This is a genomic window from Pseudoxanthomonas sp. LjRoot206, assembly GCF_056175725.1.
The window spans coordinates 172,984-186,190 of the sequence record NZ_JBGFFI010000002.1 but is presented as its reverse complement, the minus strand read 5'-3'; the positions used below and the strand labels follow the sequence as shown (position 1 = coordinate 186,190).

Below are 13,207 nucleotides of genomic sequence, written 5' to 3'. Positions count from 1 at the left end.
CTCGCCCGGGAGCCACCGGCGTATCATTCGCCGCTCTGCCAGGAGCCCGTGATGGCCTACCCCCATATCCGCCCCCGCCGCATGCGCCGCGACGACTTTTCGCGTCGCCTGATGCGCGAGCACGTGCTGACCACCAACGACCTGATCTATCCCGTGTTCGTGCATGAGGAAAAAGGTCGCTCGCCGGTCGCGTCGATGCCGGGCGTCGAGCGCCTGTCGATCGACGAGCTGCTGCGCGTGGGCGAACAGGCGCTGGAGCTGGGCGTGCCGGTGCTGGATCTGTTCGGCGTGCCGGATCCGTCAGCGAAGACCGCCGACGGCCGCATCGCCTGGGCCGAGGACGGCATCATTCCGCGTGCGATCCGTGCGCTGAAGTCGCGCTTCCCCGAACTCGGGGTGATGAGCGACCAGGCGCTGGATCCGTACACCACGCACGGCCAGGACGGCCTGATCGACGACACCGGCTACATCCTCAACGACGAGACGATCGAAGCACTGGTGAAGCAATCGCTGGCGCATGCCGCCGCGGGCGTCGACATCCTGTCGCCCAGCGACATGATGGACGGCCGCATCGGTGCGATCCGCGCGGCGCTCGAGAACGCCGGCTACATCAACACCCGCATCATGTCGTACGCCGCCAAGTACGCCAGCGCGTTCTACGGCCCGTTCCGCAGCGCGGTGGGCAGCGCCGGCAACCTCGGCAAGGGCAACAAGTTCACCTACCAGATGGATCCGGCCAACTCCAACGAAGCGCTGCACGAGATCGCGCTGGACCTGGAGGAAGGCGCCGACATGGTGATGGTCAAGCCGGGCCTGCCTTACCTGGACGTGATCCGACGGGTGAAGGACGAGTTCGGCGTGCCGACGTTCGCCTACCAGGTCAGCGGCGAGTACGCGATGATCAAGGCGGCGGCCGCCAATGGCTGGCTGGACGAGAAGGCCTGCGCGCTGGAGGCACTGACGGCGTTCAAGCGCGCCGGCGCCGACGGCGTGCTGACCTACTTCGCGCTGGATGCGGCGCGCTGGTTGCGGGACGGCTGACATGACCTCCGTCGTCATCCGCGATGCGCGGCATGACGATGCGGGCGAACTGGCGCGCCTGTGCACGCTGCTCGCCTACCCGGTCGACGGTGACAGGATGGCGGTGCGTTTGGCCCACCTGCTCGCATCGCCGGCGCACGCGGTGAGGGTCGCGGCCTCATCGGACGACGACGGCGACCTGCTGGGCATGGTGGCCGCGGAGTGGCGGCTGATGATCGAGTTCGGGGACCGCGCCGAGATCACGGCGCTGATCGTCGATCCGCGTGCGCGACGCCTCGGCCTGGGCCAACGGCTGGTGGGCGCGGCCTGCGACTGGATCCGCGACCGGGGCGGCCACGACGTCTTCGTGCGTTCCAACATCCTGCGACCGGAATCGCATGCGTTCTATCCGTCCGCCGGCTTTGGATTGGCCAAGACCCAGCACGTCTACGTGCGACGACTGACGCGGCCGGCGGACGCCTGAGCAGGCCATCCATCGGCACAAGTAAAACGGGAGCCTCGCGGCTCCCGTTTCGTCTCTGCCATCAGAAGCGGGCTTCGACGCCCAGCATCACCATGTCGGCACGGTTGAAATCGCAGTCATAGCCGTAGTCATCGTCGTCGCAGTCCTCGTCCGCGTAGTCGTCGGCGTAGACGAAGGCGGTGTAGCCCAGACTGATGTTGACATGGCGGTTGATGTCCACACCGATGGCGAAGCCCGCGTAGCCGCCATCCGTGGAGAATGTGCTGTCGGAGTACTCCTGCTCGGCATCGAAGTAGCCGCCGCGCACGGTCGCGAACCACGGGCTGTCGCCGAAGTTCATGCGGGCATTGGCACCGATCGCCTTGTAGTCCGCCTTTGACACCTCGTAACCGCGGTAGTCGGTGCTGTCCAGGCGACCACCCGACAGTTCGACGCCGACCTGCGTCCACGGACCGGCCTGCCAGCGGTAGCCGGCACTCACGGCCACGGCGTCCTGCTCGACGTCTTCGTAGATCCAGCCCTGACCGGCCTGCAGGCCGACGAAGAAGCCGCCGTTCTCCTCAGCCTCGGGGGCCGTCGCGGGCGCGACGTAAGGCGCGGGTGCGGCATACGCAGGCGCCGGCGGTGCGGGCGTCGATGCGGCCGGCTGCGCGGTCGGCGCCGCAGGCTGGGCCGGCGCGGGCTGCGTGGTTTCCTTCTTGCGGAACGCTTCGTATGCCGGCGAGACGGACTGCGCCTGGGCGTGCAGGGCGAAGGCCGCGAGTGCGAGCGGCAGGTAGCGGAACATCGGCTTCATGGTGTTCTCCCTTTCGGTAGTGATGGATTCCCCGCGTCCTTGCGGTACCGGCGGGGCGGATCGGTGGTGTGCGGACGACCATGCCGACGGGGCGCATGCATGGGCGCGCCGTCGCTCCGTTCCCGGTCGACGCACGTCGTCGCAGTGGCAGAGTTCGATGGAAGGCGGCCGGACTCCCCAGTCCGCCTGCCTGTCGCCTTGCTCCCTGGCACACCCCCTTCGGCGGCGGCACAGTGCAGCGCAGGGCGCAGCCTGTCAAGCGGGCGGCGACGCGGGGTAGACTGCGGCGAACGCCAGCAGACGGGGTACCGTGCCATGTCGAGCCAACGCTACGCCGTCTTCGGCCATCCCGTCGCCCATTCGCTGTCGCCGCGCATCCATGCCGCGTTCGCGCAGCAGGTCGGGATCGCGCTGGAATACACCGCCATCGACACCCCGGCGCACGACTTCGTCGCCACCCTCGACCGTTTCGCCGGCGAGAGTGGTGCAGGCGCGAACGTCACCCTGCCGTTGAAGGAAGCGGCCTTCGCGATCTGTGCGCGGGCCAGCGACCGCGCCCGCCGCGCCGGCGCGGTCAACACGCTGACCCGCAACGACGGCCAGTGGCATGGCGACAACACCGACGGCGCCGGCCTGGTCCGCGACCTCACGGAGCGCCACGGCCTGGACCTGCGCGCACGTCGCGCGCTGCTGCTCGGTGCCGGCGGCGCGGCACGCGGCGTGGCACCCGCCTTGCTGGATGCCGGCATCAGCGAACTGATCATCGTCAACCGCACGGCGGACCGCGCGGACGCGCTGGCCGATGCGCTGGGCGAACCGGACCGCGCGCACTCGCGCTATTGGGACGACCTGCGCGACCTCGGCGACTTCTCGCTGATCGTCAATGCGACGTCCGCCGCGCGCCAGGACCAGGGCGCGTTCACCCTGCCCTTCCCCCTGGCCACGCCGCGCACGCTGGCGGTCGATCTCAACTACGGCGAAGCGGCGATCCCGTTCCTCGCCTGGGCGCGCGCCGCCGGTTGCCACGATGCGGTAGACGGGCTGGGCATGCTGGTGGAGCAGGCGGCCGAAGCCTTCGAGCAATGGCATGGCGTGCGGCCCGAGACGGATGCCGTCTACGCCGCGCTGCGCGGCAAGGACAAGGTGCTGGTGACGGCGGATTGAGGGGCGTGACCCTTCCAATTGCCATTGCGAGGGTGGTATCTGTGGCGCTGAGCCTGGCATCGGTACCTGCGGCTGGCGAGTCGCTGGGCCCCGCGCCATTCGCCGCACGTGATGGACGCGATGGTACGGCGGAGCTCGAGAAGCGTCCCGGCTGCGAAGGCATCGATTATCGACTGCACGGCAGAGTCGCCGATCCGGAAGGGTCGCCTATCCCGCACGCTTTCGTGCAGGCTTACTGGAATGAGGGTAGTGCGCGCGCGGGACCCGCCGTGACGCGTTCCGACGACAGCGGCAATTACGTGCTTGCAGTGCCTTACTCGACGTTGCACATGTTGTCGGGAGTGTTGGGCATGTGCGGGACCGTTGGGCCCACCTATATCGAGGTCGATGCCTACAACGAGCATGGGCACTCGGCCTCATCGCGCTTGGAGGTGGCGAAGCATCTCTGGCTGCCGGCACTGGATCTCGTCATCGAATAATTGCCTGCATCGTGCGAAAGCGCGATCAAGAAGCTAGGCTTGTGCTTTCCCATAACGGAGCGACTGCATGGACGGATTCCTCACCCAGATGCTGACGATGCTCGGCTACCAGCTTCCCGACCTGCTGGCCTGCGTGGCCGGTGCCGCGATGCTGGCGATGTGGGCGCCACCGGCGCCGGGCCGAAAGCTGGCGCTGGCCGGCATTTCGCTGATGCTGCTGACCACCGCGCTGCGCGGCGCGATGAGCGTGTGGCAGGCGTGGGTGATCAACAACGCCACCGACGGCTACGCATCGGTGAGCGGCATGATGGGGCTGTTCAGCGCGTTCGGCATGCTGATCGGCATCGTCTCCGCGGCCGGCCTGGTCATGCTGGCCTGGGGCGCCTGCAAGGCCATGCAGGCCACGCGCACGGCCTAGGCGATATCCGCATAGGCGCCGTTGAAAACGGAATAGCGTGGCGGCGCCCGGCGACACACGAGCCCGCTAGCATCGCGGGATGAAACGCCGCCTGCTGCTGACCCTGCTCTGCCTCGCCTCGTTGGCGACCTCCGCGTTGGCGCAGGGCCAGTTCAAGGTGCTGGTGGTGGCCATCCCCAACCGCTACCACCACGACTACGCGGTGGTCGCCAAGCCGCAGTTCGAACGCATGGCGCAGGTGCATGGCTTCGACCTGACCTGGTCGTGGAACGGCACGCCGTTCGATGGCGACCTGACGCCTTACGCCGCCATCGTGCTGCTCAACACGCCCGGCGACGAACTGAAGGGCGAGCAGCGCACGAAACTGGAAACCTATGTGCGCGCCGGCGGTGGCGTGATGGCCGTGCACCGCGCACTGATCTTCAATCCGCCCGGCGACTGGCCCTGGTTCGAGCGGCTGATAGGACGGACCTTCCGCACCCACCCGATGGTGCAGACCGCGACCGTGCGCGTGGAGGACCCTGCATTCCCCGCCGCCTTCGGGCTGCCCGCGCGCTGGATCTGGACGGACGAATGGTACGAGTTCAACGCCCCCGTCACGGGCGGCCTGCGCACGGTACTGAGCGTGGACGAATCCACCTACGATCCCACGCGTATCTGGCCCGGACAGACCGCGCGCGGCATGGGCAAGGACCATCCGGTCGCCTGGTACCACGCCTATGCCGGTGGCCGCGTCTTCGTCACCGCACTGGGGCACACGCCGGCGTTGTACGACGACCCGTCTTACCTGGCACATCTCTATGGCGGCCTGTGGTGGACCGCGACCGGCAGAGGCGTCGACGCATCGCGCTGATGCGCGGCGATCAGTCGGTCGCGACGCAGAGCGTCAGACGTTCGCACAGGAATGCGAGCTCCGCCTCCTGCGTCCCGGGTCCATCATAGGCCAGCACCGTCCAGCGCTCCTGCGCATGCATCGCCTCGCCGGCGGCGAGGGTGCGGAAAGGCGCGTGCACTTCCATTTCCAGCAGGCCGGCCTGGACGTCGCCGGCATGGTCCAGATACAGCTCGACCTGGCCGTGCTCGGGATGGATGGCGGCGCGCGGCTGGTGGTCGAAGCGGATCACGAACGCTTGCCCGTGCGCAAAGCCCGCCATCCAGCCTGCGGACGGCTGCAGGAACACCTTGCCGCGGCGCATCGGCACGTCCGGCGGTGCGTGCTGGAACGCGAACACACCCTGCTCGATCCGCCACGCCGGCAAGGCAGCCTCCTCGCCTTCGACGCGCACGTCGTGCGCATCGGCCACCGGCACGTAGACGCGCGTCGCCGCCGACGTGCGCGTGTTGAACCACAGGTCGCGTGCGACGGGACGTCCGCGGATGTTGCGTGCGGTCGCCGTCACCACGACGGTGGACTGATCCACCGGGTCGAACGCGAACGACTTCAGCAGCCGCACGCCGGTGACCGGGCTGTCGATGCCCTCCAGCACCAGCCGCTCGGGCGAACGCGCGACCACCCGCGTTTCCGCGGACGCCAGGTACGGGTCCGGCGGCCACACCGCCTTCGCCGCGCGGCGCGACGGATTCGCCTCCTGGTCGGACCACCAGCTGCTCTGCGGCCCCAACCATACGTCGTGGCCCAGATAGCCGATGTCGCCCGCGTCCGCGGAGACCGGCGGCGCGGGCTGCGACGCTACCGGCCCGCCGACCTTGATCAGATTGGGATGGCCGATGCGCCCGACGTGCAGCACGCGGCCGCCCAGTGCCGGCGTGATCTTGACGACGATATCCGGGGACTGCAGGCGGATGCGCTCGATCTCTGCGGCACCCGTGGACGTAGCCTGGACGCACAGCGCGAACAGGAAGATGGGCGTCGCGAGCGTGCGCATGGCCGCCACTAAAGCACGCCGTCGCGTTTCACCGCCAGGTAGCGCTCCACCAGCGCGGCCGGCAGTTCGTCGCTGGTGACGTCCAGCACCATCACGCGATGGCTGCGCAGCGCGTCGTGCGCCGCCGTGCGCTGTTCCATGTAGCGGGCGACGGCACCGGCGTGGATCGCGCCCTGCAGGTCGTGCACCTCGTCGTCGAGCGCATCGTCCAGCGAGGTCTCGCGCAGGCTGGCCACGCAGACCAGGTGCCGCTTCTGCAGCAGGCGCACGGCCGCGAGCAGATCGTCGATGTCCTCGTCGCGGACGTTGGTGACCAGCATCACCAGCGCGCGGCGGCGCTGGCGCAGGCTGAGTTCGGTGGCGGCGGCCAGGTAATCGGTGGCGACCGCGCGCGGCTGCAGGTCGTAGCTGGCGCGCAGCAGGGTATCGATGGCGGCCATGCCGCGCTGTGGTGCGACCCAGCGGCTGTCGCCACCGGCGGCGAACAGGCCCACGCCGTCGCCCTGCCGCAGCGCCAGGTACGACACCACCAGCGACGCATTCAGCACATGGTCGAAGTGGCCGAGTTCGTCCTCGCGCGCCATCATCCGGCGGCCGGTGTCGATCAGCATCACCAGCTGCTGGTTCTTCTCGTCCTGGTACTCGCGCGAGATCAGCTTGCGCGAGCGCGCGGTGGCCTTCCAGTCGACCTGCCGCAGGCTGTCGCCGACGCGGTACTCGCGCATCTGGTGGAAGTCGGTGCCTTCGCCGCGCCGTCGCTTGAGGTGCGCACCCACCAGGCGCGAGGCCTGTTCGGCACTGAACAGCGCGAAGCGCGTCAGCGGCGCGAAGTTCGGGTACACGCGCACCCGCTGTGGCGTGCCGGCCACGCGCGACTGCCGCCACAGCGCCAGCGACGAGCGCAGGCGCAGCTGCACGCCGTCGAAGTGCGCATCGCCGCGCGCCGCGGGCCGCAGGCGGTAGGTGATGCGGGTCGCCGACATCGGCGCCAGCGTCAGCCGGCGCGGCAGGCCGGTCGACGCCCAGCCGCCCGGGTGCAGGTCGAACACGTCCAGCCGCTGCCGCACCCGCGACTCGAAGCACAACGCGACGTCGCGCTCGATGCCCAGCGGCAGCGCCTCGGGCAGTTCGCGCACGGTCTCCGGGGTCGGCTGGCGCCGCAGCCACCAGGCATCCAGCACGGCGAGCACCAGCAACACCGCGCCCGCCAGCTGCCACTGCCACAGCGGCCAGCCCAGGAACGGCACGGCCAGGCCAGCCAGTCCCCAGGCGGCGAGCAGGGCGATGAGCAGCGGGGCAGGCCTCATGGACATGCCCCTTCCCCCGCCTGCGGGGGAAGGCTGGGATGGGGGCAATCGGAGAACGGATGCGTATGCACACCATCACGTTGGTCGCGCGCCCCCACCCCAGCCCTCCCCCGCAGGCGGAGGAGGGGGCAGATCAGGGGGACGGTCGCAACCGCTAGGACGATCATTTCCGCGGCGCGTCCACTTTCGCCAGCAGCGCGCGCAGCGCGTCGTCGGGCGACTGCCCTTCGATCTGCAGTTCGGGGGCAAGCGTGATGCGGTGGCGCAGCGCCGGTCGCGCGATGTCGCGCACGTCGTCGGGCGTGACGAAATCGCGCCCCTGCAACACGGCATTCGCGCGCGCGGCGCGCACCAGCGCGATGCTGCCGCGCGGACCGGCACCCAGCGATATACCGGGCCACTTGCGGGTGGCGGCGACGATGCGCACCGCGTAGTCGATGACCTCCGGGTCGACACGCACGGCGGCGGTCTCGCGCTGCATCGCCGCGATCTCGGCGGCGCCGACCACGCGCTTCACCTGCGAGAGATCGAAGTCGGCGGCGGTACGTCCGGTGGTGACCGCATCGACCATGCGCTTCTCGTCGTCCAGTGCCGGATAGTCGATCAACACCTTCAGCAGGAAACGGTCCAGCTGCGCTTCCGGCAGCGGGTAGGTGCCTTCCTGCTCGACCGGGTTCTGCGTGGCGAGCGCGATGAAGGGCGGCGACAGTTCGAACGACTTGCCCTCGATCGTCACCTGGCCTTCCTGCATCACTTCCAGCAGGGCGGACTGGGTCTTGGCCGGCGCGCGGTTGATCTCGTCGGCCAGCAGGATGCTGGTGAACACCGGGCCGCGGCGGATCTGGAAGGCCTCGGTCTTCGGGTCGTAGACGGCGTGTCCGCTGACGTCGCTGGGCATCAGGTCGGGCGTGAACTGCACGCGCGCGTAGGTCAGCTCCAGCGCCTGCGCCAGCGCGCGCACCAGCAGGGTCTTGCCCAGCCCCGGCACGCCCTCGATCAGCACATGGCCGCCGGCGAGCAGCGCGATCAGGATCTGGTCCAGCACGTCGGGCTGGCCGATGAAGGCGCGCGACACTTCCTCGCGCACGGCCTCGACGCGCTCGGACAAGGCGTTGCGCGGCATCGGCGGGAGCGCGGGCGGCGCGGCGGCGGTCTCGTCGTTCATAGGCGGTTTCTCAGTTGGATCAACAGGGCGATACGGTCGCGGAAAGCCTGCCGGTCGTGCGAGGCAGGGACATTGAGGGCGGTGCGGATGCGGTCGGCGGGGTGGCCGGTGCGCTCGGCGATGGCGGCGACCTGCGGCTCGCCCGTGAGCGCGGCGGCGACCGGATCGCGCCGGCGCAGGCGCGCGAGGAAGGCCTGCCTGACCGCCGCATACAGCATCACGCCGCGACCGTAGCGATACAGGTGTTCGCCGCTGGCGCGCACGTGCTCGAGCAGCGAGCGGCGCTCGCCGGCCGGCGCCGGCACCTGCGGACCGAACCGCTGCATGCGCATCCACAGCCAGGCCACCAGCGCGAGCAGCAGCGGCGCCCACACCATCCAGCCATGCAGGTACAGCGTGCGCCACAGCGACGGCATCTCGGCCGCGTAGACCAGGTGCATGGTGCCCTGGCGGTAGTTCGGCGCCAGCACCTGCCGCGCCAGCGCACGGTGCGGACCGTCGCGCAGGCCGCCGTCCGGCGGCGCGTCGAGCGCTTCCTGGGCGAAGCCGCGCGTGGCGGTATTGGTCAGGAAATCGAAGTCGGCCAGGATGTCGGCGTGGCCCTTGCCGACCGCCACGCGCGCATAGACATAGCCGCCCTGCAGGTCGCCCCATGCCAGTTCGGGCACCACCTCGTCGAAGGCGAAACGGCGGCCGCGGCAGAACTCGACATGGTGGCCTTCGCCTTCGACCTGGAAGTCTTCGCAGGACGGCGTCTCGTCCACCAGCCAGGCCGACAGCAGCTCCAGCATCTCTGCCTGAGGCGCGTTTGACTCCGACAGATCTTCGCCCGGCGAGTATTGCGGCGTGCGGATCAGCAGGTGGCCGCCCTCCTCCACCCAGGCGAGCAGGCGCTCGGCCTCGGGCGGCGACAGCGCGCGTGGATCGTTGAACAGCAGCAACGTGTCGCCGCGTGCCAGCGCGTTGTCGTTCAGCATCAGGCGCTGGCGCGCATTGACCTTCACGCCATCGGCTTCCAGCGTCTTCGCCAGCGCATACAGCGGGTTGTAGGCGGCCTCGCCCGTCGGCGGCAGGTACAGGGTCTTCTCGACGCGATGGTAGGTATGCCGGAACCACGCGAACAGCAGCGCCAGCACCACCAGCAGGACCAGCACGCCCGCGCCCACCAGGCGGCCGTTGCGGCGCGCGGCCGTCATGCCGTCCACCCGTAGCGCTGCTGCAGCTCGCCGACCAGCGCATCGAACTCGTCCTCGCCGGGCAGGCGTTCCGCGTAGGCGGCGTACTGCCAGGCGCGCACGATACGCGCGAACACGTTCCGGTCCTCCGCCTGCGGCATGCGACGCGACGCACGCAGGCATTCGGCTTCGGTCGCGCCGGGCGGCAGCACGATATCGGCGCGCCGGCTCATGCTGTCCACGCTGGCCCGGTAAAGCAGCGCCAGCGCATGGCGCGGACGGCCGTCGCGCCACAGTGCGCGCGCGGCGGTCGCGATGTCGTCGGGCAACACCTCCGGCAACACCAGCGCGTCGGTCTGCGGCGCGTCGGGCTCCTTCGGTGCGCTCCGCGCGATGCCGCGCATCCACGGCCACCAGTGGCGCACGGTCAACAGCAGCGCCAGCACGAGCACGCCGGCCACCAGCCACAGCCCCCATTCGCCGATGAACGCCAGCACGGCGCCGATGCCGGACAGCCAGGCGTTGTCGCGATCGGATGGGTCGTCGGGCTTCTTCTGCTCCGGATTGCGACGCTCCCAGCTCGACTGCACGTGCGTGCGGTCGAGCAGCGGATCGCGATAGGCCTTGTCGGCCGCCTTGCGGAAACCGCGGTCGTCGACGCGCTGCTCGCCGAACACGATGGGCAGGGTCGGCGGCGTCGGTTTCTCTTCGTCCTGCGCCGTCGCCGCCGGCGGCGCGGGCCGGGCCGGCGGCGCGCCGTGGCGCTCCTGCGCGTCAACGACACCGGACATGCCGGCGAACATCACCATGGCGAGCACCAGCGGCGTCGCGGCAGCCAGGCGCGCGCGCAGCTTGCGGAACACGATCTCCAGGTCCCAGGCCTCGATCTGCGTGCGCCGGTTGAGGTACAGGCCGAAGCCGGCACCGACGTAGAACGGTTCGATCACGCTGACCGCGGCCCAGATCAGCGCGTTCCAGGCCACCTGGAACCAGGTGGGCCACTCGATGGCGACCACGCGGAACGCGGCCTGCATGCTGTCCGGCAGCAGGTCCTGCGGCAGGTACATCACCACGGCGACGCTGCCGCCCAGCACCAGCACCAGCTGGAACAGCAGGCAGATCCAGGTCAGCAGGACAGCGGTGCCGTAGGCCATTCCCCCCAGCACCCGGCGGCGCTGGCGCAGGCGCTCGCCCTGCACGCCCTCGAGCAGGTCGATCGGCATGTACAGCGAGCGCACCGGGCTGAAACGGCGCCACGTCAGCAGGTGCGGAAGCACGCGCATGCCCCAGCCCAGCTGCGCGCGCAGCGTCTCGCGCGTCCCCGGCACGCTGCCGAACACCGCGCGCGAGATGACGTACAGCGGGATGCGGTCGAACGCCGGCTTCAGCCACCACATCAGCAGCGCGGCCAGCCACAGCTTGTCGATCCACCATGCACCGGCGTTGAGCAGCGCGAACATGCCGAGCGACAGCCACAGCCACGGCCTCCAGATCGCACCCGCATGCCGGCGCACCAGCGCCATGCCCAGCTCGACGGCTTCCCAGTCCGAACGCGCGCGCAGGCGGACCGTCAGCTGCTCAATCCTCATCGGCCACCCCGCGTCCGCCGACGCCGAGCCACAGCGCCACGACCGTCCACAGCACGCCGGACACGCTGTACTTCACCGCGGCGGGAATGGACTGGGTCGACGACCAGAAGGCTTCGATGAACGCCGCCACCAGCAGCATGAAGGCCACGCCCAGGCACAGCTTCGCGCCCTTCGCACCGGCGCTGGCCAGCGCGTCGAGGCGGCGCTGCCGCCCGGGCGCCACCAGGCTGAGGCCGAGCCGCAGGCCGGCGCCGCCCGCCAGCACGATGGCGGTCAGTTCGAACGGCGCATGCCCGCAGACGAAGCGCCACAGCGGATCGCCGTAGCCGATCTGCTGGAGGTGACCGAAGATGGTGCCGAACAGCAGGCCGTTGCCGAACAGCACGAACAGCGCGCCCACGCCGGCCAGCAGTCCGCCGGCGAACGTGCGCAGGCCGATGCTGATGTTGTTCCAGATGTAGTGGCCGAACATCTGCCAGTCGGTGCCGCTCTCGCGGCCCAGCGAATGGCTGGGATCGCTGGGGTCGTACATGCGCTCGAACATCGCCACCTGTTCGGGCGAGACGATGCTGTACACCAGCTCGGGACGGAACTGCAGCAGCACGAACATCAGCGCCATCGGCAGCACGAACACCGCGGCCGCCACCCACATGCAGCCGGCTTCGCTGCGCACCAGCCGCGGGAACTCCGCCAGCAGGAAACGCACCGCGCGCTGCCAGCGCGGCGGCGGCGTGCGGTACAGCACGCCATGGCCTTCCTGCATCAAGGCCTGCAGGCGATCCACCACCACCGGGCTGTAGCCGCGCCGGCGCGCCAGCGCCAGGTGCTGGCAGATGCGGCGGTAGCGCGCCGGGACCTCCTCGTCGGTCAGCTCGCCGGTGTTGCGCTCGCGGCGTGCGCGCCGGGCGCTCTCGCCACGCGCATGCAGCCACGATTCGAAGGCGAGCCATTCCGGCTGGTGGCGGGCGACGAACTGTTCCTGTCTCATCGCCGCCCCAGCAACCAGTTGGCCATGCCGTACAGGCGCTGCACGCCGGCCTGCCCGTGTGCGGCGGTGATGGGCTGGGCGAGATTGGCCAGTTCCTCCTGGCGCGAGGCCGAGAGCTGCGACGCGCGTTCGCCGAACGCGACGATCGCGCCCTGCTCCTCCGGCAGCAGCTGCGCCGGCGGTACGAACACCGTGTTGGCCGGCGCCTGCACATGGCTGCGCTCGCGCCCGGCATGGACCACCAGCGTGCCCGCGACCATGTCGCCGAGCCGGCGCGCATGCGGGTCGGCCAGGCAGGCGATCAGCCCGGTCGCGTAACCGAACGGCAGCATGTCGACGGTCCGCAGCAGGTTGCGCGTGATCGCCGCCAGCCAGCCCACCGGTGCGCCATCGGCCGACACCACGCGCAGCCCCAGCGCCTTCTTGCCGGGCGTCTGCCCGCGCCAGACCGATTCCAGCACGATCGGGTACGCCCAGAACACCAGGAACACCACGATCAGGTGCAGGCCTTCGCCGACCTTGCCCAGCAGGGCGAGCAGCATCGCCATGACCATCACGATGCCGAGCCGGATCGCCAGGTCGATGCCCCACGCCAGCGCACGCGGCACCGGGCCCGCCGCCGGCAGGTGCAGGCCCACGCCCTCGGGGGTGACCACCTCGCGGTAGGTGTCCAGCATCACGCGTTCACCACGGGCGGCGTCCCGCCTGCAGCGCGGTGGCCGCGACCGGATCGATG

General features: G+C 70.0%; 14 protein-coding genes. 6 read left to right on the top strand and 8 right to left on the bottom strand.

The annotated features are described in order from the left end of the window. The first annotated feature begins 51 nt into the window (after positions 1–51). Positions 52–1,041 carry a porphobilinogen synthase gene (gene hemB, locus AC04MD_RS05560; RefSeq protein ID WP_475496319.1) on the top strand — a complete coding sequence of 330 codons (990 nt, stop codon included), beginning with the start codon at positions 52–54 and terminating at the stop codon, positions 1,039–1,041. 1 nt (position 1,042) lies between these two features. Then, complete coding sequence (locus tag AC04MD_RS05555) at positions 1,043–1,504, top strand: GNAT family N-acetyltransferase (protein ID WP_475496318.1); 462 nt, start codon at positions 1,043–1,045, stop codon at positions 1,502–1,504. Positions 1,505–1,565: 61 nt separating this feature from the next. Here AC04MD_RS05555 and AC04MD_RS05550 read toward each other — a convergent pair whose 3' ends face one another. Further along, on the bottom strand, positions 1,566–2,300 hold the full coding sequence (locus tag AC04MD_RS05550) for an outer membrane beta-barrel protein (RefSeq protein WP_475496317.1): 735 nt from the start codon (positions 2,298–2,300) through the stop codon (positions 1,566–1,568). Between the two features lie 315 nt (positions 2,301–2,615). Here AC04MD_RS05550 and aroE point away from each other — a divergent pair, with 315 nt between their 5' ends. The 4 genes from aroE (at position 2,616) to AC04MD_RS05530 (ending at position 5,214) form a co-directional block, all read left to right on the top strand. Beyond that, positions 2,616–3,464 (top strand): shikimate dehydrogenase, encoded by an 849-nt coding sequence (gene aroE, locus AC04MD_RS05545; RefSeq protein WP_475496316.1) that lies wholly within the window; start codon positions 2,616–2,618, stop codon positions 3,462–3,464. A gap of 5 nt (positions 3,465–3,469) precedes the next feature. Next, positions 3,470–3,943 (top strand): carboxypeptidase-like regulatory domain-containing protein, encoded by a 474-nt coding sequence (locus AC04MD_RS05540; protein ID WP_475496315.1) that lies wholly within the window; start codon positions 3,470–3,472, stop codon positions 3,941–3,943. A gap of 67 nt (positions 3,944–4,010) precedes the next feature. Then, the gene (locus AC04MD_RS05535) at positions 4,011–4,361 is read left to right on the top strand and encodes a hypothetical protein (RefSeq protein WP_475496314.1); all 351 of its coding nucleotides are present in this window, start codon (positions 4,011–4,013) and stop codon (positions 4,359–4,361) included. 79 nt (positions 4,362–4,440) lie between these two features. After that, complete coding sequence (locus AC04MD_RS05530) at positions 4,441–5,214, top strand: ThuA domain-containing protein (protein WP_475496313.1); 774 nt, start codon at positions 4,441–4,443, stop codon at positions 5,212–5,214. 10 nt (positions 5,215–5,224) lie between these two features. Here AC04MD_RS05530 and AC04MD_RS05525 read toward each other — a convergent pair whose 3' ends face one another. The 7 genes from AC04MD_RS05525 to AC04MD_RS05495 form a co-directional block, all read right to left on the bottom strand. Then, on the bottom strand, positions 5,225–6,247 hold the full coding sequence (locus AC04MD_RS05525; RefSeq protein WP_475496312.1) for a DUF4380 domain-containing protein: 1,023 nt from the start codon (positions 6,245–6,247) through the stop codon (positions 5,225–5,227). Between the two features lie 8 nt (positions 6,248–6,255). Beyond that, positions 6,256–7,554, bottom strand: a complete 1,299-nt coding sequence (locus AC04MD_RS05520; protein ID WP_475496311.1) for a DUF58 domain-containing protein — start codon at positions 7,552–7,554, stop codon at positions 6,256–6,258. Between the two features lie 163 nt (positions 7,555–7,717). Continuing rightward, positions 7,718–8,719 (bottom strand): AAA family ATPase, encoded by a 1,002-nt coding sequence (locus AC04MD_RS05515; protein WP_475496310.1) that lies wholly within the window; start codon positions 8,717–8,719, stop codon positions 7,718–7,720. Further along, positions 8,716–9,915 carry a DUF4350 domain-containing protein gene (locus AC04MD_RS05510; protein WP_475496309.1) on the bottom strand — a complete coding sequence of 400 codons (1,200 nt, stop codon included), beginning with the start codon at positions 9,913–9,915 and terminating at the stop codon, positions 8,716–8,718. Before AC04MD_RS05510 ends, AC04MD_RS05515 begins: the two co-directional genes overlap by 4 nt. After that, positions 9,912–11,483 (bottom strand): DUF4129 domain-containing protein, encoded by a 1,572-nt coding sequence (locus AC04MD_RS05505; protein WP_475496308.1) that lies wholly within the window; start codon positions 11,481–11,483, stop codon positions 9,912–9,914. The genes AC04MD_RS05510 and AC04MD_RS05505 overlap by 4 nt, the downstream gene beginning before the upstream one ends. Beyond that, positions 11,473–12,471: a stage II sporulation protein M gene (locus AC04MD_RS05500; RefSeq protein ID WP_475496307.1), complete on the bottom strand. Its 999-nt coding sequence runs from the start codon at positions 12,469–12,471 to the stop codon at positions 11,473–11,475. The genes AC04MD_RS05505 and AC04MD_RS05500 overlap by 11 nt, the downstream gene beginning before the upstream one ends. Continuing rightward, a complete protein-coding gene (locus AC04MD_RS05495) occupies positions 12,468–13,148 on the bottom strand; it encodes an RDD family protein (RefSeq protein WP_475496306.1) in 681 nt (226 codons plus the stop codon). Before AC04MD_RS05495 ends, AC04MD_RS05500 begins: the two co-directional genes overlap by 4 nt. Positions 13,149–13,207 lie beyond the last annotated feature (59 nt).